Here is a 26,902-nt window from a genome sequence, read left to right on the forward strand (position 1 = left end):
GAAAGGAGCACGAACGCACGATGCTAGATATTAATCAAATTCAAGAGATCATTCCTCACCGTCCGCCTTTCCTTCTCGTTGACCGCATTTTGGAGGTTGAAGAAGGGGTTCGAGCTGTAGGGATTAAGAATGTTACGATCAATGAACCTTTTTTCACGGGTCACTTTCCCGGATATCCCGTAATGCCAGGGGTTCTGATTGTAGAAGCCTTAGCTCAAGTAGGAGCAGTTGCCGTCCTGTCGATGCCAGAATATAGAGGCAAAATCGGCCTGTTTGCAGGCGTTGATGGTGTTCGCTTCCGCCAGCAGGTTGTACCAGGCGATACCCTTACACTTGAAATGACGATTACACGAATTAAAGGCACCATTGTCAAAGGTCAAGCCGTCGCTAAAGTCGGTGATAAAGTGGTAGTCGAAGGTGAGCTTATGTTCGCCCTTGCTAATAAATAATCCCATATCTATAAAGGAGATGAACCTGACGACGATGACGCGTGTACAAACAGAGTATCAATTATGGCTGCAAGATCCAGCTGTCGATGAGCAAACGAAGCAAGAACTGCGAGCTATTCGGGACGACGAGAGAGAAATCGAGGATCGTTTTTATAAAGATCTTGAATTTGGGACAGGCGGTCTCCGTGGCGTAATCGGCGCAGGTACGAATCGTATCAATGTGTACACTGTGGGGCGTGCCAGCCAAGGCTTGGCATCGTATGTCAATGGAACAGGTGCAGCTAACCCTGCGATCGTTCTTGCCTATGATTCCCGTCATATGTCACCGGAGTTTGCATTAGAAGCAGCACTTGTCTTCGCAGGCAATGGGATTAAAGCATATTTGTTCCAGACGCTGCATGCAACGCCTCAGCTTTCTTTTGCTGTGAGATACTTAGGTGCGGCAGCAGGTGTTGTCGTAACGGCAAGTCACAATCCACCAGAATATAATGGCTACAAAGTATATGGCGCAGACGGCGGGCAGTTGGTGCCTGAGTTTGCGGAACAGGTCATTGACCTGGTTCAGAGCATTGATTCTTTTGATAAAGTAAAGAAGCTATCTCAGGAAGAAGCGGAAGCACAAGGGCTTCTAGCTTGGTTAGGCGATGATGTTGATCAAGCTTACATACAGGCAGTCACTGCGATTAGTCAAAACCCAGACGTAATCAAGGAAATCAGCGATGACTTCCGTGTTATTTTTACACCGCTGCATGGCGCTGGGAATGTGCCTGTTCGCGAAGTGCTGAAAGCCGTAGGCTTTGGACAAGTCCGCGTTGTGGCTGAGCAGGAGCTGCCAGATCCGCAGTTCTCTACGGTGAAATCGCCGAATCCAGAAGAGCGTGAAGCTTTCACGCTAGCCATCGCGCAAGCGAAGGACTGGAATGCGGATATCATCATCGGAACAGATCCAGACGCTGACCGTATGGGTGCAGTGGTGAAGGATGCGAATGGCGAGTATGTGGTACTTACGGGCAACCAGTCCGGTGCGATTATCGTGAACTACCTGCTATCCAGTATGAAAGAGCGTGGAACCCTGCCTGCGAATGGCGTTGTGATCAAGACGATCGTAACGAGCGAGCTGGGCGCCGCGGTTGCGAACCATTACGGCATTCCAACGTTGAACACCTTAACAGGCTTTAAGTATATCGGTGAAAAAATGTCGCAATTCGAAAAAACTGGTGAGCATACGTTCTTATTCGGTTACGAAGAGAGCTACGGCTACTTAGCTGGCAGCTATGCCCGTGACAAGGATGCGGTCATCGCAGCTATGTTAATCGCAGAAGCGGCAGCTTTTTATAAGAAGCAAGGCAAGACTTTATATGAAGTGCTGCAGGGGCTATACGAATCCTTTGGCTACTTTTTGGAAAAACTGGAATCAAGAACGCTTAAAGGGAAAGACGGCGTAGAACAAATTGGACGCATGGTGGAAGCGTGGAGAACGAATCCTCCTGCTGAGATCGGCGGCACACGTGTTAGCTCCGTAGAAGACTATGCGCAAGGCATTCAAGACTTGCCTCGCGAGAACGTATTGAAGTTCAAGCTGGAGGATGGATCGTGGTTCTGCTTGCGTCCATCGGGAACAGAACCGAAAATTAAGTTCTATTTCGCGGTACAAGGGGCGACAGGTCCTGAAGCTGCAAAACAGCTGGATAGCATTATTCAATACGTGCTTAATCGTGTAGACGGATAGAGAACTAAGTGGAACAGAACCTCTTCAGAACCTAAATGAGGGATAGATCGTCTAATAGAATGGCTGGATACGAAATCTACCATGCATTGGACGTTTTTCCCGCGTTTGGGAGCGGAGAGGTTTTCGAATGTATAAGGGATCCAACTTGTAAACAAAAAGTAAATGCTCTGAGGAGTGGACAAGCGTGAATTTGTATCAAACCTGGAATAACCCGTTAAGAAATATCCTATGGTGGTTCGTTATTATTGGCATGCTGTGCTCGTTACCGTTAGCCTATGCCCGTCACCAAACCGAAACCTCGGCGAACCAAGTCGAATTTGTATTTGACTATCGTGATCTCTTGGACATTGCCGATCTGCAAACCAATCCACAGGGTTATGTAAACACCGAGCTTCCCAAAATGAAAGCCGCGGGCATCAGTTCGATGGCCGTGTATGAGAGCACCTTGGCGGAGTTCAAAGAAAGTCGTCGTATCGACATGTACAACTCGCGTGATGCGGCTGCCCTTACACAAACGTTTGGTAATCCGAACGAGAATTTCACTTATGTGCTGTTCGCGGATAGCCAAACACAGCAGAAGTTAGAACCGCTTATCAAGAAAACGTTCGCAGACCTTAAGGTCGATGTAAAGCCGTGGAGTTTCAAGAATAGGAATGGCCTTGTTATCCAGATGAGCATGGATGACGCCTCGATGAAAGTCATGGATCCAGATCCGATTGCCTTGCAAATGCTGAAGGATCAGGGCTTCCAGATCGTTGTACGCCTATCCAATCGCAGACCTTTCAACACCAATGAGATGGATGCCTTGTTGAAACAGTTTCATGATCTTGGCGTGAAGCGAATCATTGTAGATGGGAATGAGGTTCCAGGCTACACCGAAGAAAATACAGAAATGAATTTGAACAAAATGGCTGATCTTCTTCATAAAAATGGCATTGGGCTGGCAGCAATTGAGCTCTTGAAGGAGCCACAGAAGGGCTTCAGCACCTTAGCCAAAGAAACGAATTACGATGTTGTGCGGCTGCACTCTTTTACAGAAAAAGATGGTGATAAGCTGACAGAGCCGCTGAAGAAAGTGGAGCTTGCTGATCGTATTCAAGGCATGGCAGACCGACTTGTTTTAGCTGTCAAAGATCGTAACATCCGTATGGTCTTCTTGAATGCACATGCTGTGAAAAGCGTGGATAAAGGGAAATTAGTAGATCCGTTGGCCTCATATTATGAGAGCTTACAAGGCAAAGACGGTGCGATCCCACGTATTGAGAAGGTTGGCTTTACCCTCGGACCCGCAGAAGCCTTCGATGTACATAGCACAGGCTGGCAAAAGGTAGCTCGTATTTTCTTACTCGTAGGCGGGTTGAGCCTTATTGTATGGATGCTGTCTTTCTTCTTGCCGGAATTAACGCTTATCTTCTTTGTTATCGGTTTAATAGGTCTTGTGGGCCTACATACACTTTCGGCAAACCTGTATGCGCAAGGACTTGCTCTTGCGACTGCAATTAGCGCACCTAGTGTGGCAGTCATGCTGGCAATTCGCTCTGTACGATCGGGTGCTGCAGCTAAGTGGAAATCAGGACTCGCTTTTGGCCTTTGGACGTTGCTGAAAACATCGGCAATCTCGCTGCTAGGTGTTGTGTATGAAGTCGCGTTGCTGAACCACATTACCTATTCACTGGTTCTTCAACAGTTCCGCGGCGTAGGCATGTTGCATCTCCTACCGATTGGTATTGCTGGGTTGTATCTCTTATTCTTTAGTGAGAATAATACGTACAAGGAGAAGGCGGCGAATGTTCGCAGAATACTTTCTTCCTATATTAGTGTCTTGTGGATTGTCATTGCAGGTGTAGGACTTGCAGCTATCTACTACTACTTGTCACGTACTGGGAATGAAGGACAAGCCTCCACCGTGGAGAAATTATTCCGTTCTTTCTTGGAAAATACGTTAGGCGTACGTCCACGGACGAAGGAATTCTTAGTGGCTCATCCGATTTTCTTACTGGGTGCTTACTTATCCGTTCGTTATCGCCATGCGGTGTATTTGCTCTTCATAGGCGTGATTGGCCAACTTTCCTTAGTGGATACCTTTGCTCATCTGCATACGCCGCTGCACATCTCCCTAATTCGTATCTTTTACGGATTAATATTAGGAGCTATCATCGGAATCGTTCTCATTGCAGTTTGGGAAATACTCACAAGGAGTTGGAAGAGATGGGTACAGCCCCAAGTGTCAAAATAGCGTTATCCGGCTACTACGGCTTCGATAATAGTGGGGATGAGGCTGTGCTGCAGTCGATTTTATTTGCTTTGCAGGAGCAAGGTAAAGAACAAGGTATTCAGATTGAGCCTATCGTACTTTCGGCTAACCCAGAGAAAACCTCAGCCATGTATGGGGTCAAAGCGTATCACCGCATGAAGCCAGGTCCTCTTCTTCGTGCTTTGCGGGAGTCAGACGGCTTAATCAGCGGAGGCGGAAGCCTTCTGCAAGATGCGACAAGCTCGAAGACAATCCCGTATTACTTGGCTGTCTTGAAGCTGGCACAATGGCTTGGAAAGCCAACGTTTATATATTCACAAGGTATCGGGCCCGTAAGCCGGCCGATGTTCTATGGCTGGATCCGCAGCGTATTCAAGCGCTGCGCCTTCGTGTCGGTCCGCGACACAGAGTCCGCGGACTTATTGGGTCGGATGCGCCTCCCGCGAGAGCGCATCACGGTCGTGCCTGACCCGGTGATGGGCTTGCCCCTCCGGGGTGGTGTTGCGGACGCGCCTAGTGATGGCGTGTCTATCGGTGCAAGTGCGGTGCGGACGATCGGCGTGTCCGTCCGCTTCTGGAACGAAGACCGCTCTGAGCTGGAAGCTCTCGCGCGGTCGCTGCAATTGCTGCTCGCAGCCCGCACGGATGTGCGGCTGCGGTTCTTGCCCTTCCACCTTCCTTCGGATGAGGTGGCGTCGCAGTTCGTGATCGACCGCTTGGGCGATCACGCGGGGCGCGCGGAGATGGTGCGTGGCGTCACGCATCCGCAGGATATGCTCGCGCAGGTCGCGGGCTGCGACCTGCTGATCGGGATGAGGCTGCATTCTTTGATTTATGCAGCCTCGCAGTACGTGCCTATGGTGGGGATCTCGTACGATCCGAAGATCGACCAGTTCCTCCATAGGCTTGGTATGAAAGCCGCCGCATCGACAGCTAGCTTCGATGCTGAAGCGTTTAGCGAGGAGGCGCTAGGCCTCCTCGATGCTCGTGAGCAGTGGGCGGCGTCAAGCCGCGCCGCCATCGAAGAGCTGAAGGCGCAAGCTCAGCTACCCGCGCAGCGGATCATTTCCTTTTACAAAAGGAAATAGACCTTCAGGGGTGTATTTTTTCAACCTTATACCACGAACAAGCAACCAATTAGCAACTTAAAACGTCAATACTAAGGAAGAGATATCATGAGTTCCACATCGATAACGAATAGTGAGCCAGCTGCGCTGGCCTCCTTACAAGCGATACCGAAGGTGCGCATCTATGGTGTACCTATTTCCAAAATGAGCATGAAGCAAACCGTCGACTACCTCGCCAATGTCATCGAGTTGAAAAAGCCGCATCAGGTGATTACGGCCAATCCGATTATGGTCATGGCAGCGCAGGACGATCCGTCCTACTTAAGCATGATGCAGCGAGCGGAGCTCATCGTTCCTGATGGAACGGGTGTCGTTTGGGCGGCAAACCACGTCGGTCAACCTGTTGCGGAACGAGTGCCAGGCTACGATTTGATCCATGAGCTGATGAAAGTCGGAGAAAAGAAGAGCTGGAAGGTTTACTTGCTGGGCGCTTCAGATGAAGTGATCCAGGCTGCGGCGGAGAAAATTCGAACTTTGTACCCGAAAGTGAGCCTCGTTGGCGTCCGCAACGGCTATTTCAAAGATGCAGAGGATGCCGAAGTGATTCGAGCTATTGTGGATGCTGCGCCAGATCTTCTTCTCGTAGGAAGAGCGGCAGCGAATCAAGAGCCGTGGATCGGGAAGTACAAGGAACAACTCGGAGTACCAGTAATGATGGGTGTCGGTGGAAGTTTCGATGTACTTTCGGGCAAGCTAAAAAGAGCACCGGTTCTATTTCAAAAATTACGTCTAGAATGGTTTTACCGCCTTCTGCAGGAGCCTTGGCGCTACAAAAGGATGCTATTACTCCCGAAATTCGCAATGAAAGTGATGCGAGACAAAGATAACGTCACCAAATCATGAAAAAATCTATGAAAATTACCTGAAAACGGTCATTTCAGATGAATTTAGCAGTAGTATTTGTGACGGAATGGGAGTATAATTCATTTCGGCGGATGACCTGACCTGCCACCCATGATAAGAGGAGCTGTGAAGAAGACATGTATGGATTATATGCGATTGGGTTTATTGCTGCGTGCGTTATGGCGCTGTTGCTGACACCCCTGGTCAAAAAATTTGCCTTCTGGGTAGGAGCTGTTGATGCCCCGAACCATCGGAAGGTGCATACGCGAATTATGCCGCGATTAGGAGGATTAGCGATATTCCTTGCTTTCGTCGGAGCTTATTTCGTCGTCTCTCCAGCACTTGATGCCGTGAACTCAGATGCTGCTTTTGGACTATTGCTCGGTGGCTTTGTGATTGTTGTCACAGGAGCGTTAGATGACCGTTTTCAACTTTCGCCCAAATGGAAGCTGTTAGGCCAGCTCATTGCTGCCTGTATCGTTGTTTCCTTTGGTCTCAAAATCGACCTTGTGAATATCCCTTTCGGGACAACCAATCTGCCTATCGGCTGGTTAAGTATCCCGATTACTATATTGTGGATTGTCGGCGTATCGAATGCGATTAACTTGATTGACGGTCTTGATGGCTTGTCAGCAGGTGTGTCGGGTATTGCTACAACAACGATTCTTATTCTTGCCCTGATGATGGGGAACGTAACGGTTATTCTTCTTTGCGTGATTTTGCTAGGAAGTATCTCAGGCTTCATGTTCTTTAACTTTCATCCGGCCAAAATTTTCATGGGCGACTCCGGCGCCTTATTCCTGGGCTTCGCCCTTGCAACGCTCTCAATTCTCGGCTTTAAGCAAGCGGCCGTTGTTTCACTTTTAATCCCGATTATGATTCTGGGCGTGCCTCTATCCGATACGTTCTTCGCGATGCTGCGCCGCTATGTGAATAAACTGCCGATTTCGGCTCCGGACAAAAGTCACTTGCATCACTGCTTATTGCAAATGGGCTTCACTCATCGTACAAGCGTTCTGATCATCTATGGAATTGCTGCTATGTTCGGCGGTAGTGCGGTTGTCTGTTCCGTCTTCATATCGCAGAATTCGATTTGGGGACTGATCATGATTATCGTTGCACTGTTCCTCGTCATGCTCGTAGGTGCTGAAGTGATTGGTATTATTAGTAAAAGCCGCAAACCCGTGCTTACTTTCCTCCAGAGACTGATTGGGAAGCAAGTGCAAAGTGATCGGGTAGGAAAATAGCTCTTTATCTCATCTCATATGACTTATCTAACCCAGCCCTTGTGGCTGGGTTTTTCTTGCTTTTCAAGGAAAAGCTTTCTAACTCTAAACATTTACCTGCAATCAACCGATAAGTAATGTACAGTAGTAACTTTTGGCGCTCAGCCACGTCTAATCATGTAGAATGATAGATGGAAATAGGAGGGATTGTCGAAAGCTGGTAGGTACATAGGTTACAGAGGTAAGATCAACCCACTGATAATACAACATTTAGATAACATAAGGAGGAGCTTTTTCTTGAGAAATTTTAAAAAGAAATGGACGAGCCTAACCATCGTTCTAGCGATGGTGCTTAGCATGCTGCCGACCTTAGCGGCTAATGCCGCGGGGACCATTACCGTTACGAATCTATACTCACCGGATCCGGGTGTAGCCATCAATGATAGTCTGATTGACCGGTTTACTTTGAATCCAATCAATGTTGATTTCCTAATCAATGGGATTGCGGACGATCAAATCTCGAATATTTTCTATGAGATTTATAACGTGAACACATCCCAAACGACAACCAATGCTACGAACAAAGCAGTTAAGAGCACAACTAATAGCAATGAAGCATCCTTTAAAAACGTTCAGCTGACGACGGGTCTTAATAAGATCACGATTAAGTATGGATCTGGCGGCAGTATTGCTTCAAGCCCTTCCTACGCTTATTACACACCCGTTACGAATATCACCAAACTCAAAATTAATGGAGATGACTTTGTAGACGGTGGTTTCTATCCGAAGCAAGCACCTTATTCAGGTGTTTCTATCACAGGAACTTCATCCAATGCAACAGAAGTAGAAGCTTCGTTGCAAGGTTCCACGTTCCAACCATCTGCCTTCATTAATGGTGATTTCACATTTATCACGAATACAAACAGAACGAACGAAGTGAATTTCCGTCCAGGAGATAACGTAGTCACGTTTGCAGCTAAGAATACGACTAACTTTTATAAAGCAACTCGATCATTCGTCTATGATAATGGTCAGGCATTTGCTTATAACGCGAATGTTGGTCTAATTGGTCAACTGGATGCAAACGGTGGTGCTCAAATATATTCGAAATTAGTGGACAGCCCAAATTTGCAAGATGATACTATTGCAGATGTAAGTATCTCATCATCGTTCAAGATACCTTTAACCTCAATTGGTGTGTCTCAGTATGTGTACGCTGATGTATCCTCTACAGGTGTCGGAGCGGCTAATCTTCATTTTGATTTTACAAACACATTAAATAACCCGACGGTCACGACTACAGGGAATTTAAATAGTTCAACACCAACTGTACCAACTGTACCAACTGCTTCAATTACCAAAAGTGCTTCTTCTACAAGTGCTTATAATATTTATGATATTACTGGTTCCTTGCCTATTAACAAGGGTGCGACATATCAAGAGTTAGTATTCAAATTTACGGATACTAATGGAGGTGTGACATATTCAAAGTATAATTATTCTTATGTGAACCCGAATCAGGCCTATGTCGATCACGTGGGACTTACTCGTAAAGCTTCAGCAGGTGGTGCTAGTTACGAAGCTATTATGAGTGAATCGGGAACAACCCAACTCACTGACTTCCCTGCTTCTCTAAGAGTATATACGAATAGCGTTGCAAAGTACGTTAAAATTGAATTAAACGGAACGATCTACAACACCGGTGCTGACCCAAATGATCCATCAGTTGTACTTTACCCTACAATTACAACCACAACAGGATCTGTATATGCGGATATAAACTTGCAAGGGATTGCAGATGGCCCTGTTACCATGAAAATTACACCGTATGATACAAATAGAGCCCCATACACAGCCGGGGTTAAGCAATATGACTTAATTGTCTCCGGTGCACCATACGTCATTGTCAATAATATTTTTAACGGAATCGTCGTGAATAACGCGGCTAAGTTGACATGTCCTAGCGTTTCAGGATCAGTCCCGTGTGTAACAGGTAGAGTAGTTAATCTACCTGCAGCAGAATACCCCAAAGTAGTCTATACACTTAATGATAAGCAACTATCTGTTGATGCTACTACTGAACAACCGACGGTGGCTAACAATGGTACATTTACACTTACAAAAGCTTTGATAAACAAGTTTGTCCAAAGTGACGGTAAAACAGATGGCAAATACACATTGAAAATCGCTTTAAATATAGGTGGACAATTAATCACGTCATCGAGCGTCGACATTTTTATACTTTCCGACGATGTCCCAGTGGTAAATAACTTGAAACCAGTTGAGACTGATCCTTTAAATCCTGAATTTATCGCGGGCTCATTGCCAGATACCTTTGTAACAAGAGCGCCATCCGTTCAATTTAGAGGTCAAGTTCTGAACTCTATCGTAAATCCAGGAACAGGACTGCCTGGGACGACGCTATACTTACGCAAGGCAGCATCTACATCGGTTACAGGTACGCAAATTGTTGGATTGAACTCGACGCAGTATGTTAAGCCTGTACAAGACTTCGACTCCGTCGTCTATAACATGACGGAATACGGTGACTATGTATTTGAACTAGTTGCAGCTAATGGTACTTCTGGTTCCACAGCGAACAAACTAATCACGATAACAAGAGAGCCGGTTCCTTATGATTTCATCGCACCAAAACGAAATCAAATTATTAAGAACAGCAAAGGCGTCGATCAGGCGAATATCAATCAGAACTTCTACATGCTAGAAATCTTAGCAGATAAAGCAGATTCCGTGACGATTGGTAAAGATCAAGCGATTCTTGACAAAGCAACAGGGCATTTCTTCTATGAAGTAAGAAATCTCAAAGTAGGTGCTAACGAAATTAAGTTCGTAGTTACCCGCGGTACCGGTAAAACGAACGGCAGTATCGTCTTGTTCAATACGGATACAGGTATTGAAGGTGCGTCGTACAAAGCTCCTTTAGCGAGTAACATGAAAATTTTTAATGGCGATATTGATTTGAAATTCCCGAAAGATACAAAGTTGATGCGTAATGATCGGACTAATGCGACACAATACATTACTACAGATCGTCAGATTTTGTTTGGTATCGCGAATAACGATGATGGACGTATCGACAAGCTCAATGAGAGTACAGGCTGGAAACAACTATTAATCGAGCCTACAGGCCATTTTAGGCCTGCTAGCAAGCGTTTCTGGGTAGATGCAGGGATTATCCCTGTAAATGCGAATTCAACGAATTCAAGCTTGCAACAAGCTTTCCTAGGCGGAGGTATTCTGCCGAATACGACCGATCCGAAATTAACACCATTTTATAACCGTAACTATAACGATCTTGTTATGCCTACGGAACGCGGTACCCTGACGCTCAAATATGATTCTAATATTCGAGACGATGCGTGGAAGTACTTGACTGTTTACCAATATGGTTACTTTAACAATGCAACAGGGCAAGGGCCTGCTACGCCTTCATGGAGAAATATTGGCGGTGTCGTTGATCCGAAATCCAACACCATTACCGTTCCAGTTAGTTCATTCGGCTATTTCCAGGTCATGTACATGGATGATAGCTATAATGATGTGACGAACCACCCTTGGGCGAGAAATGATTTAGACACGCTCTATTCCAAAGGTATCATGAATAGCAAATCACCTGGTCAGTTCATGCCGAACGATGCGATCAATCGCGGTGAGTTTGTTACGATGCTTGTGAAGATTTTTGATATTCCTTTAGAGAACCTAGATACACAGCAAACAGGAGTTGGCTATAACAACAGTACCTTTGTCGATGTACAGAGGGGCTACAACTTGGCTGGAAGCAATAGTAATACACAGTTCGAGCAATACAACTTCCTTTACATTGAAGCTGCTGCAAGAGCTGGTATCGTCAGAGGGAACGCGAACGGCATGTTCTTGCCGAATAACGCGATCACGCGTCAAGATGCCGCGGTGATGATTGCACGTGCCGCAGAGTCCAAGCTAAGCGGTGACGAGGCCAAATCACTAGCGAATCTACAAAAGCTTTTCACAGATGCTAATAGTATCGACTACTATGCTCTTACATCCATTGACGCAATCAGCAAGCTAGGTTTAATAGAAGGAAAAGAAAATGTCCTTCTACAAGGCCAGAAGAAGACGACCTTGCGTTTTGATCCGCTTGAGAACTTTACCCGTGCAGAAGCTGCTGTAGTGGCTATGCGCGTATTGAAACAACAGAAGAAGGTTCCTAAATAACGCTAGAATCGCCAAAGAGACTGCATTCCGAGAGAAATCGGATGCAGTCTTTTGTGCTTTCTAAATGTGTCTTTTAATTGTCTTTCAGGAAACATTCAGGTAATTTTTAGTTTATATTAAGCTTCTATTCTTATTTCCTTTACAAATAGGCATTAATCTTTAACTTGTGGGTATAGAAGGTTGAGGTGACTCCATTCAGGCGAAAAGAGAAGCTCTTCTGGAAAATACTTTACAATGAAATGTAGTATAGAGTGTCGTATACTAAGTTTGTAGCCGAGGTGATAGACGCGAAGCTACACGGAAAGCTATCAAGTGTGCTTCAAGAGATTCACAGAGTCACATGATTCACATGTCGCAACGTTGGTTATAAGTTTTTATAACAAAAAAACTTTAAAATATTAGGAGGAAACACATTTTATGAAAAAGACTTTTAAAGTACTTGCAACTGCAACTCTAGCATTCTCAATGTTCGCATCAGTAGCAATGGCTGATACAACTACTACAACAACAACAACGGATGCAACTACTACCGCGACAACTACAGCGGCTGTAAAAACTTCCAAAGACTTCACAGACCTTGCTGGTCTAGATGCAACAATGGCAGCTAAAGTTGATGCTTTGCTTGCTAAAGGTTACATGGAAGGTAAAACAGATACAACTTTTGATATCACAGGAAACATGACTCGCGCTGAAGCAGCTAAACTTGTTGCTAAAGTACTTGGTTTGACAGTTGGAACTGAAACAACTTCCACTTTCGCAGATGTAGACGGTACTGACGCTTCCATCGCTTGGTCCATTCCTTTCATCGAAGCAGCTAAAAAAGCTGGTATCATCGATGGTATCACTGATACAACTTTCGCTCCTAAAGACAACGTAACAATCGGTCAATTGGCTACAATGTTCGTTAAAGGTCTTGGTAAAGCGGCTGACGTTAAAACAACATCCCCTTGGTACCAAGGTTACATGGATGTAGCAAAAGCAAACGGTGTTGATCTTGGAACTGACGGTTCCGTAGCAGCAACCCGTGCTGACCTAGTAAGTGGTTCATACGCGGCTGACGTTGCTTTCAACGCTAGCAAAGCAGTAACACTTTCCGGTGTTAAAGCATCCGGTGCTAAAAAATTAGAAGTTACTTTTAACCGTGCAGTTGATACAACTAAAGCAGTTTTCGCAGTAGCTCGCGGTACTAACGCTGTTACAACTTCCGATATCACTTGGAACACTGACAAAACAGTAGCAACAATCAACACTTCCGCTAAATTGTTCGCAGGTGACTACACAGTATCCGTAACTGGTCTTTCTGATAAAGCATTGACTAGCACAACAACTGCAACTGACGAAAAAGCAACTAAAATTACAATCGGTTCTGATAAAGCAGCTTTGGTTGATGCAACAAACATGAGCGTTAAAGTGTCCTACAAAGTATTGAACCAATACGGCGAAGACATCACAAGCATCACTGATCTTCAAACATCATCCAGTGGCGGTAGAGTTGATCTAGGTAGCAGCACGGCTACAATTACATCAACTACTACAGCATTCACACTAGGTCAAACGGTAGTATTAACACTAGTACAACCGGATGCAGGAATCAGCGCAACAGCATCTTTAACAGTATCCCCTACAGCACAAGTTGCTAATGTATCTGTAACTAAATTGTATAACGCAGCTGGAAGTACGTTGTCTGCTGATTCGGACTTCAGCTCCTACGAGCTAGTAGTAAATGCAGTTGACCAATACGGCAACGCAGTGACAGATCCTAGACTTTTAGAGGGCCAAGTGCTTGTGTCCGTATCAAACACACTAGTTGCTAGTGTTGATGGATTGAGCAACAATAAAACAACAGCTTGGACTACAGATACAATTGATGGTGCTAACGTACCAGTTCTTAAACTTGTTGCAGGTACAAACGTAACTCCATCAGCTGGCACTTCAGTAGTAACATTCATTTCATCTTCAACAGGTGCATCAACATCCTTTACAGTTAATGTTGCTGATGGCGTTATTGCTGATAGCATCAATTTTGGAAGCATTGATAATGTTGTAGCTGCAAATGATGGTACGCTAAACATCCCAGTAACTATTACTGACAAAAACGGAAATGAAATCACAGATCTAAATGTTCTAAACAATGCTACAAAAGGTGTTAAAATTGGAAACAGTGCAACTGGCTTTACAAAAGTAGACGGTAAAGTTGTTTACCAATACACTGTACCAACAACAGCACAAACAGTTGTGTTAACTGCGATCACTGCAAACAACAAAGTAGCTTCCAAAACAATCACAGTTAAAGATGCTGCTGTACCGACAGTAATCACTGGATTTACATCCGATGTTAACACAAATATCTTAAATAAAATTGATACAACACCAGGCAAACAAACTATTCAACCGTCCTACCTAGTGGTACAAGATCAATATGGTCGTACAATGGATTCTAACACATTCGTAGGTACATTAGGTGCGACTCCTAGTGGTTTGCAACCGACTCCTTACCATGTAGTAGTTACTGAAGGTAACACTGCAACTACATCACCAATTGCATTAGAAGGAGCTTCACCTACTGGAGTAGTTACTCTAACAAGCGCGACAGGAACAGTTGCTGATGCGGTTTACAAAGGAACTGAGTCCTTGACAGTTTCTCTTGAGAAATACGATACAACTGCGATGGCGTTTAAACCAGTTAATGGTAGTGATTTTACAACTACATTGCGCTCAGTAGATAAGAGTGAGCTTTCGTCTTACACTGTAGATGATATTGCAGATGTATATGCACCAACAAGTGCAATTTCCGCTTACCAAAAAGCGATCACTGTATCTGGTGTTACAGCTGATGGCAAGAAAGTTGCTATCCCTGCTGGTATGTATACAGCATCTGTGAGTGCTGGTAGTATCACTGGTGGAACATTCAAAGCAGTATCTGCTACACCTGTGGTTAATCCTGGAGATATCGACTTCACAAATGTAGGTGCACCGACTTCTACTTCTAAAGCAATAACATTAACAGTAACGGTTAACGATACTGGTGATGTAATCACAAAAACATTCAACGCAGTTACAGCTGCTCCTTCGGTTAAAACTCTAAAAGTGTTGAATGCTAATGGTACTGCAGTAACTAATCTTGAGCTAAGCAGAAATACAATTGGTGGTACGTTTAACCTTGGTACAATCGCAGCTCAACTTGATGCTTTGGATCAATACGGTGTTGAGTACAAATTAGGTACTGGTATTGATGCTAACGGTCTAATTACTTTTGCTGATCACACAACGACTACACCTAGCATGACAATCTCCAAACTTGTTGATGGTAACACTTCAAACACAGATGTTCCTTCAATCGTAAATAACGGAACAAGCACTGCAGCGATCAATAACGTTAACGTTGGCGATACATTCACAGTAACAGTTGGAACAACAACTGTACTAGTATCCATCGTGCAATAATGAGTAATCATTGATTACAAAAAGAAGACCCTTCGGGGTCTTTTTTTTGTGCATAAAAAAGTAAATTAGAGTCATGGAAAATACTTGGCAATGAAAAAGTGCGAATTCTCACGTATACTGACCCTATAGACGAAAAGATAGATGTTTGGATATAAAGTTTTCGAATTATTTTTTTAGGATTCGCAACTTTTATATTTTATATGCGTTTAATACTTTGAAACACCCAATAAATTTAATATTGCAGATCAGACGGAATCGTTCATACAAAATTCTTCTTTACGACTCAGAATGATCAATGTATAATGTAAATTGGTCTAGGTTCCTATTTTTTCACAAAAATTTTACTAGTTTCAAATGTGGCCACCAGGGCTACAAGCGAACTTAGTTATATTATGCTCTAACTCTGGGAAGGGGGTGAACAAGACAATGAGTGAATCGAGCTCAAATATGGTAAGATCTAACTTAAAAAATAAAACTCACGATATTCAAGGAGGAGAAAAAAAGGTTATGAAAAAAAGTTTAAAAGTACTAGCAACAGCTACACTAGCATTCTCCATGTTTGCATCGGTGGCAATGGCTGACACAACGACTACAACACCTGCAACAACAACAACTGCAGCTACAACTACAGTTAAAACTTCCAAGGATTTCACAGATTTGGCTGGTCTTGATGCAGCTCTTCTTGCAAAAGTTGACGCATTGCTTGCTAAAGGTTACATGGACGGCAAAACAGCTACAACTTTTGACGTTACTGGTAACATGACTCGTGCAGAAGCAGCTAAACTTGTTGCAAAAATCTTCAACCTTACTGTTGGTACTGAAACAACTTCTTCTTTCAAAGATGTTGATGGAACTGACGCTTCCCAAGCATGGGCTATTCCTTTCATCGAAGCAGCTAAAAAAGCTGGAATCATCGATGGTATGACTGATACTACTTTTGCTCCAAAAGATAACGTAACAATTGGTCAACTTGCTACTTTGCTTGTAAAAGGTTTTGGTAAAGGTTCAACTGTTCAAACAACTACGCCTTGGTACCAAGGTTACCTAGATGTTGCTAAAGCAGCTGGTGTAGATTTGGGTACTGACGGTGCAAAACTTGCAACTCGTGGTGACCTCGTTGTCGGTTCTTATGCAGCTGACGTTGCAGTTTCCTCTTTGAATGCTGCAAGCATTTCAAGCGTAACAGCTACAGGCGCTAAGAAAATTGAAGTTAAATTCAACAAAGCAATTGATGCAAGTAAAGTAACTTCCATCACTGTTGCTCGTGGTACTAGCGCAGTAACAACTGCTGGTGTAACTTGGTCTGATGATAAAACAACAGCAACAATCGCAACTTCCGCGAAACTGTTTGCTGGTGAGTACACAGTATCCGTTGCTGGTCTTACAACTGCAGCTTTGACTGGTAAAGTAACAGCAACTGATGAGAAAGCAACTAAAATTACAATTTCTTCCGATAAAGCTGCTCTAGATGCATCTGATACAACTGGTAAAACAGTAAAAGTCGGATACAAAGTACTTAACCAATATGGTGAAGAAATCACTAGCATCACGTCCCTACAAGCTTCAACTAGCGGCACAGGTGTAGATATTGGAACAGCTGGCACAGCTAAAATTACAAGTGCAACGCAGTGGACTTTAGGCCAAACTGTAGTATTGACATTGGTACAACCTGATGCGGGTATTAGTGCAACTGCAGCATTGATAGTATCCCCAGCAGCACAAGTTGCTAATGTAACTGTTTCCAAGCTATATAATGCAGCTGGTAGCACCTTATCTGCTGACACTTCTGATATCTCAGCATTTGAATTAGTTGTTAAGGCAGTAGACCAATATGGTAGCACAATTTCTGATACAGCTGCTTTGAAACAACAAGTATTAGTTTCGGTCTCCAATACAACAGTTGCAAGCGTGAAGAACCTTTCAAGCAATAAAGCTGATTGGGATACTGATACTATCGATGGTTCTAATGTATCTGTATTGAAACTTGCTGGTACACCAACTTCTGGTACTACTGTGGTTACATTGATCTCTGCATCAACAGGTGCTTCTACAACATTTACAGTTAACGTTGCTGATGGTGTTGTAGCGGATAACATCACTTTTGGAAGCATTGATAATACAGTTGCACTAAATGATGGTTCAGTTAATGTTCCAGTTACAGTTACAGATAAAGCTGGTAATGAAATTACTGATTTGACTGTACTTAACTCAGCTACTAAAGGGATCAAAATTGGTGGGGTAGCAGGTGGCTTTACAAAAGTTGATGGTAAAGTAGTATATGTATATGATTTCCATGCTACTGTAACAGCAGCTCAAACAGTTGTACTAACAGCTATTACTGCTAACAATAAAGTTGCTTCCAAATCCATTACAATTAAAGACAATGCGGTTCCAGCAGTAATCACTGGATTCACTTCTGATGTAAATCCAAATATCTTGCTAGCATCTGCAACTACTCCAGTCGTAGCAGGAACTCAAAATGTTACACCTGGTTACTTAGTGGTACAAGATCAATATGGTCGTACTATGTCAAGTAGTGCTTTTACTGGAAATCTTGGATCAACTACTTACAGAGTAAAAGTATCAGAAGGAAATACAGCAACTACATCACCAGTTAATTTGACAGGAACAGCTTTAACAAGTGCTTCAGATACTTCTGTTGTAAAAGCAGTTTATAAAGGTACTGAAACGGTATCGTTCTCTCTTGAGAAATGGGACGCTAATGCTGTGAATCCATCACCAGCACCAGCAGGTGCATGGAAAGCAGTTAGTGGTAGCGACTTCACACCTACATTCCGTGGTGTAGCTAAGAGCGAGTTTACTTCTTATACTGTTAATGACATTACAGATGTTTTCAAATCCACAGATTATGCAACTGCAGTTACAGTATCTGGTGTAACAGCTGATGGTAAGAAAGTTTCCCTTCCAGTTAGCCTTTATAATGGAAGTGCGAGCCTAGGTTCATGGGATCAAGCAACTGGTAAAATTGATACATCTGCTGTAGATTTCACTGTAACAGGCGCACCAACACTTACAACAAAAGCAGGTACCTTTACGGCAACAATCAATGAAACTGGTGATGTTATCACTAAAGCTTACAATGCAGTAACAGGTGCACCATCCGTTAAGACTCTTACAGTACTTAAATCAGTTGGTGGCGCTGCTACAACAAATCTTGAACTTAAAAATGGTACAGTTGGTGGAACATTCAGTCTTGCTACAATTGGTTCATTACTAAGTGCTGTTGACCAGTACGGTAAGTCATATGTTGTAAGCACTGCTAATCCACTACCAACAAAAAGCTTTATTTCAACTGCTGGTGTAATTACATTTGCAAATGGAACATCAGCTACACCATCATTGACTATCTCCAAATTGACTAATGCAGGTGGTTCAGCTACTCCAACTATCTCTCAAAATGGTACTAAAGATGCAACGATTACTGGCGTTGAGCTTGGTGATAGCTTCACAATCACAGTTGCATCCGGATCCGGCACTACAACTGTTGCAGTAAATATCGTGCAATAATAGTAATTCATAATTAAAGAGGACCCTCCGGGGTCTTCTTTTTTTATTCCTTCTCTTTATTTCTTTCTACCGTTATAATGAAAAAAAATAAAAAGGAGAGACACCTATGAAAATCAGAAAAACATTTCCTGCTGCACTTCTTCTAACCATTTTAATAAGCACAGCTATTTCAACGTCGCAAGCGGAAGCGCCGGCGGCAGGATCGGGAACCGATCCGGTGATCACGCAGAGCTATTTTGAGCAAAACACCTTAAGCGAAGCGAAGGTGAAAGAAATTGTGGCCGCCGCGATCGCGAATAGCGGGAGCAACGGAGGCACAGGTACTACCCCAACGGCAGATGCAACTATGAAAGTTGTCCAATTGCAAAATGGACAAACCCTATACGCCGGCGCTGGCGCGGAATTTATCGTGCGAACCGGCAAAGTGCTTGCCGTGAGTAACGATGAGAACGGCATCCCGGACGTAACGGGAGGCAAAGACCTGGCAGCGGGAATGGAAGTTGCGCTGAATCATCTTTTAATTTTCCCGACAGAAGGTCGCGGGATAAAGCCTTCGACAAAAAATGATGCGGCTATCTATGTCATGGTTCGCGGTGGTTATTTAATTTTGAACGCAGACGGTAGTAAAGTGTCACAATAATGTCATATGTAGAAGGTAAGTATAGTTAACTCTACTCCATAATTTTACCCAAACTGACAACATCTTATGCGTGTTGTCTTCTTTATTCTAGCCATACTAATCGATGTACCTAGCACGCAGGGCAGCTACTGACACGTACATGATCACAACTAAAACTCTGGGGAGGCGTTTGGTTATGGCTAGAAGTAAAGTGGTTCCAGAATCCAAGAAAGCATTGGATATGCTTAAGTATGAGATTGCTGCTGAATTAGGTTTGCCCGTAGGCAAACAGATGTCGCTAAATGCTGACACCGAGTTTGCTACAGAGCTAGGAGCTATTCATTCTTCCTCAGTCAAAGAAGACTACTGGGGACACATCACTTCTAGGGATGCAGGAGCTGTTGGTGGGCGAATCACACAACGCTTGATCCAGAAGGCCGAGGAAACCCTGTTCAGTCTTTAATTTATCGTTTCTTATTTAAGTGGTGTATTAGATTTTTTAATTTTATAAAATAACCATGAATAAAAAATGAATGAAACCTGAAAGAATCCTGAAAGAATTCTGAGGGTTTTCTGAAAGATTTCTGAATGAATTTAACGGTAGATCAATTGACACTAGACGACAAATGAAGTAAGATAATAAATTGAAGGTCAATCTTTCATTTAACCTTTTCCAACCGGGAAAGGTTCATTTTTTTTACGGAATTCATACATCCTTACAGCGCTTGAGCGCAAAAGAGGGATTCCGTTTGGCGTGAAAAGCTGCCGCTAAAGCCGGGCCCAATTTTTTTATCATATGAGGCATCGAGTAAAAGCTTTTCAAACATACTAAGTGAATAAGTAGGAGGATGAATGATATGGCGCAAGTACGTGGACGTCGTTTATTTACATCCGAATCCGTAACAGAAGGTCATCCAGATAAAATTTGTGACCAAATTTCTGACTCGGTATTGGATGCATTTCTTGCCAATGATCCGAATGCTCGTGTAGCATGTGAGGTATCGGTAGCAACTGGTTTGGTTTTGGTAATTGGCGAAATTACTTCGAAGTCTGAATATGTTGATATTCAAGCGATCGCAAGACAAACAATTAAAGAAATTGGTTACACACGCGCGAAATATGGTTTTGACTCCCAAACATGTGCGGTTCTCGTTTCCTTGAACGAGCAATCCCCTGACATTGCACAAGGTGTTGACAGAGCCCTTGAAGCAAGAGAAGGTTCCATGTCGGATGAAGAAATCGAAGCAATCGGTGCAGGTGACCAAGGTTTAATGTTCGGATTTGCAGTTAATGAAACGCCTGAACTTATGCCTCTTCCAATCTCGATTTCTCACCAACTAGCTCGTCGTTTGACAGAAGTTCGTAAGAATGGAACTCTTCCATACCTACGTCCGGATGGTAAAACACAAGTTACTGTTGAGTACATCGACGATAAACCAGTTCGTGTAGATGCGATCGTTGTATCCACACAGCACGATGAGAACACAACTTTGGAGCAAATCCAAAAGGATATTAAAGAACACGTCATTAATCCAATCGTTCCAGCTCACTTGCTGGATGCGAACACAAACTATTTCATCAACCCAACAGGCCGTTTCGTTATCGGTGGACCTCAAGGGGATGCTGGTTTGACTGGTCGTAAGATTATCGTTGATACGTACGGCGGTTACGCTCGTCATGGCGGCGGCGCATTCTCCGGTAAAGATCCGACAAAAGTTGACCGTTCCGGTGCATACGCGGCGCGTTATGTTGCGAAGAACATCGTAGCAGCTGGCCTTGCTGAGAAATGTGAAGTTCAATTGGCTTATGCCATTGGTGTTGCTCGTCCTGTGTCCATTGCTGTGGATACATTTGGTACGGCTAAAGTGAGTGAAGAGAAACTTGTTGAGCTTATTCACAAAAACTTTGACCTTCGTCCAGCGGGTATCATTAAAGAGCTTGATCTTCGTCGTCCAATCTATCGTCAAACAGCGGCTTATGGTCACTTCGGCCGTAACGATCTAGATGTTCCTTGGGAACGTACAGATAAAGCAGAAGCATTGAAAGCTCAAGCTTTAGAGCTTAAGCATTAAAATAGATAGGCCGTCCTTTGTGGGCGGCTTTTTTTATTTTACTCACTAATTTTACTTTAGTAATTATTTTTGTTTTCTTTTGCATATATACTATGGTAGAATAAGTATATGTCAACTGATGCTAATTCATAGGGAATTATGCTATGATAAGTCTTAGATATGTTCTGCGTCGGTATACGAAGGGAGAGCGATATTTTGGATAATGCAATGAAGGAATCAATGGCCGCGTTACTGAGAGCAGAATTATCACCAGTTTTTGTAAGGTTAGATGGAATCGATTCTCGGTTAGATGGCATTGATTCTCGGTTAGGTGGAGTGGATTCGCGATTAGATGCGATGGACTCTCGATTATACAGACTAGAATTAGAACAAACCCAAATTAAACAAGCTGTGCTAGAAACGAATGAAATCGTGAAGCGACTGGAAAATGTTCAAGAGCAACAACATCGGATTATTGAGCTTCTCTCGGCCCGCTCGATTGAACAAGAGGCGAAATTAAAGAAAATTATCTAAGTGTTTATATAATAAATAGATCCCAAGCATCTCAAGCAGAGAGCAGACCCCGGTCGGGTTTTGCTCTTTTTTCGTTTGCAGTCCAGCGGGGGTTATTTAGCGACGTATGAATACAACATGGGCAATATCGTAACTTTTTCCATAGTTTAAGAGTCTATATAGTTATCGCCTTAAAGATAGATACTAGACTTAGATGAAAAAAGAGGAGTGGACAAGCAGCATGACGGTTCAGAAGCAGGTAGCAGCAGCTGCGCTGGCTTGCGCTTTGGTGTGGCAGCTAGTGGCAGGAACGACGGTAAATGCCGCGGGAACGAAGCTAACGCTGAGCTCGCAAGATATCATTACATCAGGCGCAATTATGAAGAATTATGTATGGACAACGACGAGAAGCAATAAAGAAGTTTCGGTGAATGCCAACGTCATTGAGGTAGATTTGACGAACCCGAACGTGAAGATAGACGCGATGGCCGGAACGAACAACCAGTTTACGAAGAACCAGAGTGTCCTTGGCATGGTGAAGGATACAGGCGCTGTAGCTGGTGTGAATGGCGACTTCTATAACACGCAGGCAGAGGGTGTACCTGAAGGTGCGCAAATCACGAATGGCCAGGTGATGGCAACGCCAGCAAAGATATCGGGATTATATTCTTTTGCGATAACGAAGACGAATCAGCCAATTATTGATATTTTCGATTTTCAGGGTAAGGTAACGGCTAAGGATGGGACTTCGTTCGAACTAGGTGGCGTGAACAAAACGTTCTACTGGGATGACAATGATGTGCCGATGATCGCGGATGGCCTGTTTCTTTATACGAGTGCCTGGGCAATGACACAGCGTGCGGTTGACGGTACACATGTTCCGACTGAGGCGCTTATTCAGAATGATATCGTGAAGGAAATTCAGGTAGATACGAATGTGAAAATGATAGCTCCAGCAGATGGATATATTCTTAGAGGTTCTGGTTTGGCCCGTGAATTTATTGTGAATCACCTTAAGGTTGGAGATAAGATTACGACCAAATATGACATGATTCCTCATGATGCTTCCAAGACGTATGATTGGAAAAACTTCAAAATGCTCATCGGCGGCAGCACTTTGCTGGTTGATGAAGCAAAACCGAGCTATTTTACGCGGAATATTAATGATTTTAACGGATATAGTCCGCTTTCCCGGACAGCTGTTGGGTATTCGAAGGATTTGAAGAAGGCCTATATTATTACAGCCGATCGCAGTGGAGCAAGCAGCGGTATGACGCTCCCAGAGCTTCAACAGTTCATGATTGATGCAGGCGTTTGGCGCGGCATGGTATTGGATGGCGGCGGCTCGACACAGATGGTGTCTAGACCGTTAGGCGATGTGGACCCTAAGCTTGTGAACAAAACGCAGAATGGCAATCAGCGCGCGGTTGCAAATGGATTGGGCGTCTATTCTACAGCACCAAAAGGCGAGTTGAAAGGTCTTATTTTACAAGGGCAAACCTTATTATTCATGAATGAATCCAGCACTTATCAATTTAAAGCTTATGATGATTATTATAATCCGATTAGTACAAATGGTATTGTTCCACAATGGAGCAGCACGATGGCGAATGGCTCCTTCAATGGCAATATATATACACCAACAATGACAGGTAAAACGCAGATCGTGGCCAAATCAGGCAAGGGTTCTGCGACTATGGATGTGGAAGTTGTCGGACGAGATCAAATTACGTCGATGGCTTTCAGCTCGGGGCCATTTTCGGTGATAGAGGGTGGCGATTTCAAATTGCCGATTTCGGTTACAACGCGTAGTGGAGCAACACGAGACTTGCCTGCATCCTCAGCAACATGGGAACTTAGCGGGGTTAAAGGGTCGATTACGAATGGTGTCCTGCATGTCGATAGTGCCGCGGGATCGCAATCAGCTCAGGTTATTGCCAGATATGATGGTTACAGCACGATGGTAACTTTGCCAGTCGGACAGGAAAAAGTTTGGTATGATTTAGATAGCTATGCGGTAATGACAACGGGAGATCGTTATCCTGCTGAGGTTGTTTCTTCCGTAAATATCGCTCAAAATAATGGGAACAAGAACCTCGAAATCGCTTATGATTTCACAAAAGGGATGGGTACCAAAGCGGCTTATGCGCGTTTTAACAATGGCAATGGGGCCCCAATCGCAGGTGAACCGCAATTTATCACGGCGAAAGTATTCGGTGATGGCAGCTTCAACTGGGTGCGTGCGGAAGTGATTGATGGGGACGGAAAGTTGAATTTAGTAAGTTTTACAGAAAATATGAATTGGACAGGCTGGCGCAAAGTGACGGCGGATGTGTCGGGTCTGAAGTCTCCGATTTCTGTGAAAAGTGTTTATGTCGCTAATCCAGCCAACGGACAGGATGAAAGAGCCGCCAAAGGGAAAATTAATATTGATGACATTTCATTCATTTATAAAGGACAACTTCCGACTTTACCGAAAAATGCGATTAAACTAACAGTCAACAATAAGCAAGCAACATTGAACAGTAAACCGATGACACTCGAGCAAGCGCCTACGATCGTGAACGGTAATACGTTGGTTCCAATTCGTTTTATCACGGAGGCTTTGGGTGGTAGTGTGAAGTGGGACGACAAAGAACGGAAGGTAACTGTTCTACGTGGTGACAAGTTAATTGACCTATGGATTGGAAACGCGGATCTGCTTGTAAATGGTGATCGTGTCACGGCGGAGGTGTCGCCAGCCATCATGAATAATGTGACCATGGTCCCATTACGGCTCATTTCTGAGAGATTGGGCTTCAAAGTAGGCTGGGATCCCCAGAATTACGGGATTTCTATTGAATAAATAGTACTAGAAGTACACGGCAAACGGCAAGAACTATGCTACAATATGGGGTAGACTAATTACTACTATGGTTTTAATAAAAGGAGCTCGTTTCATGTGCAACCAGACGCTATAGACCGTGTCATTACCAACGCCATTAACGTCATGGAAAGCAGCAAATATCAATTATTTGAAATTGCTGAGTCGTCACGCTTAGAGAAAGAGTCCCTTGCTCGAGAGCTGAATGAGATTAAGCATGAGACGGGTGTTACGATTGATCTCGTGGATATGCTAGAAAAAGAATACAAGAGGTCGCGGATCCGACTCACGGAAGTCAGTCGTGATTTCAACAAGTATCGTGAGGAAGATATCAAGATTGCTTATGAAGCCGCTATCGCTTTTCAATTACAGCTAACGGTTGCGCGGGAAAAAGAGAATAATCTCAAGATCCGCCGCAATGACCTGCAGGTTCGCATGAAGAATGTGGGCAAGCAGGTAGAGCGTGCCGAGACGATTGTCTCACAGATGAATGTTGCTTTGGAATACTTATCAGGGGATCTCAATCAGGTAACACGCATTCTTGAGTCCGCTAAGAACCGCCAACTCCTAGGGTTGAAAATTATTTTGGCCCAGGAGGAAGAGCGGAAACGAATCGCAAGAGAAATTCATGATGGCATGGCCCAGACCTTAGCGAATGTCGTGTTGCGGACAGAAATTGCCCAACGCATGCTGCAAAAGGAAGATATGACTGCTGTGAAAGATGAGTTAGTCGATCTGAAGGGACAAGTCAGAGGTGGCCTTGAGGAGGTTCGGAAAATTATTTTCAACCTTCGGCCAATGGCGCTCGATGATTTAGGGATTGTACCTACATTACGGAAATATGTGCAGGATTTTGAAGAAAAATATCGAATCCACACACAATTCAATTTAGTTGGGAAAGAGACTCGCATACCATCTGGGCTTGAAATTGCTATTTTCCGCTTGGTGCAGGAGGCTTTATCAAATGTGAATAAGCATGCCAAAGCAACCTTCTTGTCTGTTGAACTTACGTTAGAGCCGGATCAGGTGCAAATCTACGTTGTAGATAACGGGATCGGCTTTGATGTGCCGCTAACAGAGCTAAGAATAGCCAAGGGCAATAACTTTGGTTTACTGGGAATGCGTGAGCGTGTGGAGTTGCTAGAAGGGACTATGGTTCTGGAGTCCGAGAAAGATTCAGGGACAAAAATCACGATGCTCATCCCTATCGGCGGCGTTGGAGAGAACAAGGAGGAAAATCAGAATGGACAACACGGCGAGTCATAAACGCAATGTACATATAGTCATTGCAGACGACCATCAGCTTTTTCGCGAAGGTGTTAAACGAATCATTAATATGGAAGATGACATGGAAGTTATCGGTGAGTGTGGCGATGGCATTCAGGTTATTGAACTGTGTAATCAGATCACGCCAGATATCGTTCTTATGGACATTAACATGCCCCTTGAGAACGGTGTGATTGCAACAGAACGCCTTAAGCTAATCTTTCCCGAAATCAAGGTCATCATTCTCTCCATTCATGATGATGAGAGCTATGTGTTCGAGACACTTCGCAAAGGAGCTTCTGGTTATTTACTTAAGGATATGGAAGCGGAGTCGCTGATTAATGCGATTCGTTCCGTTGTTGCAGGTCACGCTTATATTCATCCGAAAGTAACAGGTAAGCTGATTAATCAACTAAGACGTATGACGTATCTGGACGATGTTGGTGTAGTCGGTACAGGCCAGGGCGTCAAGGATACGGGTCTGAAATATATACATAATGCAAATAGCCCTCTCACTAAACGGGAAGCAGAAGTGCTTCGCCTAATGGCTGAAGGGAAAAGCAACAAGTTAATTGGCGAATTCCTCTACATCAGTGAGAAAACGGTGAAAAACCACGTCAGCAGCATTCTCCAAAAAATGGAAGTTGATGACCGTACGCAAGCCGTTATTATTGCTATCAAAAATGGTTGGGTAACCCTGTAAGGTTGGAAGCTCTCATGGTCATGTGAATAGGAACCCCCCTTTGCTCTGCCGCATACACTGCAGGTAAGGGAG

General features: G+C 44.0%; 16 protein-coding genes. All 16 read left to right on the forward strand.

What is annotated here, in order from left to right; translation table 11 throughout:
• The first annotated feature begins 20 nt into the window (after nucleotides 1-20).
• Nucleotides 21-449, forward strand: a complete 429-nt coding sequence (fabZ, locus tag A8709_RS20295) for a 3-hydroxyacyl-ACP dehydratase FabZ (protein WP_065854527.1) — start codon at nucleotides 21-23, stop codon at nucleotides 447-449.
• Between the two features lie 25 nt (nucleotides 450-474).
• Complete coding sequence (locus A8709_RS20300; protein WP_425262340.1) at nucleotides 475-2,178, forward strand: phospho-sugar mutase; 1,704 nt, start codon at nucleotides 475-477, stop codon at nucleotides 2,176-2,178.
• A 184-nt stretch (nucleotides 2,179-2,362) separates the two neighbouring features.
• On the forward strand, nucleotides 2,363-4,414 hold the full coding sequence (locus tag A8709_RS20305) for a DUF5693 family protein (protein WP_065854531.1): 2,052 nt from the start codon (nucleotides 2,363-2,365) through the stop codon (nucleotides 4,412-4,414).
• Entirely contained in the window at nucleotides 4,387-5,520 is a 1,134-nt protein-coding gene (gene csaB / locus A8709_RS20310; protein WP_065854533.1) for a polysaccharide pyruvyl transferase CsaB, read from the forward strand. The genes A8709_RS20305 and csaB overlap by 28 nt, the downstream gene beginning before the upstream one ends.
• Nucleotides 5,521-5,607: 87 nt before the next feature.
• Nucleotides 5,608-6,402 (forward strand): WecB/TagA/CpsF family glycosyltransferase, encoded by a 795-nt coding sequence (locus A8709_RS20315; protein ID WP_065854535.1) that lies wholly within the window; start codon nucleotides 5,608-5,610, stop codon nucleotides 6,400-6,402.
• A gap of 137 nt (nucleotides 6,403-6,539) precedes the next feature.
• The gene (locus A8709_RS20320; RefSeq protein ID WP_065854537.1) at nucleotides 6,540-7,649 is read left to right on the forward strand and encodes an MraY family glycosyltransferase; all 1,110 of its coding nucleotides are present in this window, start codon (nucleotides 6,540-6,542) and stop codon (nucleotides 7,647-7,649) included.
• A 276-nt stretch (nucleotides 7,650-7,925) separates the two neighbouring features.
• The gene (locus A8709_RS20325; protein WP_084225203.1) at nucleotides 7,926-11,843 is read left to right on the forward strand and encodes an S-layer homology domain-containing protein; all 3,918 of its coding nucleotides are present in this window, start codon (nucleotides 7,926-7,928) and stop codon (nucleotides 11,841-11,843) included.
• A gap of 417 nt (nucleotides 11,844-12,260) precedes the next feature.
• Nucleotides 12,261-15,287 (forward strand): S-layer homology domain-containing protein, encoded by a 3,027-nt coding sequence (locus A8709_RS20330; RefSeq protein ID WP_065854539.1) that lies wholly within the window; start codon nucleotides 12,261-12,263, stop codon nucleotides 15,285-15,287.
• 426 nt (nucleotides 15,288-15,713) lie between these two features.
• Nucleotides 15,714-18,815, forward strand: a complete 3,102-nt coding sequence (locus tag A8709_RS20335) for an S-layer homology domain-containing protein (protein ID WP_065854541.1) — start codon at nucleotides 15,714-15,716, stop codon at nucleotides 18,813-18,815.
• Nucleotides 18,816-18,921: 106 nt separating this feature from the next.
• Nucleotides 18,922-19,455, forward strand: coding sequence for a hypothetical protein (locus A8709_RS20340; RefSeq protein ID WP_065854543.1), 534 nt, complete (start codon nucleotides 18,922-18,924; stop codon nucleotides 19,453-19,455).
• Between the two features lie 175 nt (nucleotides 19,456-19,630).
• On the forward strand, nucleotides 19,631-19,897 hold the full coding sequence (locus A8709_RS20345) for an alpha/beta-type small acid-soluble spore protein (RefSeq protein ID WP_065854545.1): 267 nt from the start codon (nucleotides 19,631-19,633) through the stop codon (nucleotides 19,895-19,897).
• Between the two features lie 394 nt (nucleotides 19,898-20,291).
• Nucleotides 20,292-21,506 (forward strand): methionine adenosyltransferase, encoded by a 1,215-nt coding sequence (gene metK, locus A8709_RS20350; protein WP_065854547.1) that lies wholly within the window; start codon nucleotides 20,292-20,294, stop codon nucleotides 21,504-21,506.
• Nucleotides 21,507-21,701: 195 nt separating this feature from the next.
• Nucleotides 21,702-22,019, forward strand: a complete 318-nt coding sequence (locus A8709_RS20355) for a hypothetical protein (protein ID WP_065854549.1) — start codon at nucleotides 21,702-21,704, stop codon at nucleotides 22,017-22,019.
• Between the two features lie 193 nt (nucleotides 22,020-22,212).
• Nucleotides 22,213-24,843, forward strand: a complete 2,631-nt coding sequence (locus A8709_RS20360) for a stalk domain-containing protein (protein WP_244163267.1) — start codon at nucleotides 22,213-22,215, stop codon at nucleotides 24,841-24,843.
• 96 nt (nucleotides 24,844-24,939) lie between these two features.
• Nucleotides 24,940-26,127 (forward strand): sensor histidine kinase, encoded by a 1,188-nt coding sequence (locus tag A8709_RS20365; RefSeq protein WP_084225207.1) that lies wholly within the window; start codon nucleotides 24,940-24,942, stop codon nucleotides 26,125-26,127.
• Nucleotides 26,105-26,830: a response regulator gene (locus tag A8709_RS20370; RefSeq protein ID WP_065854553.1), complete on the forward strand. Its 726-nt coding sequence runs from the start codon at nucleotides 26,105-26,107 to the stop codon at nucleotides 26,828-26,830. Before A8709_RS20365 ends, A8709_RS20370 begins: the two co-directional genes overlap by 23 nt.
• Nucleotides 26,831-26,902 lie beyond the last annotated feature (72 nt).

Source organism: Paenibacillus pectinilyticus, from assembly GCF_001700435.1.
Taxonomy (GTDB): Bacteria; Bacillota; Bacilli; order Paenibacillales; family NBRC-103111; genus Paenibacillus_E; species Paenibacillus_E pectinilyticus.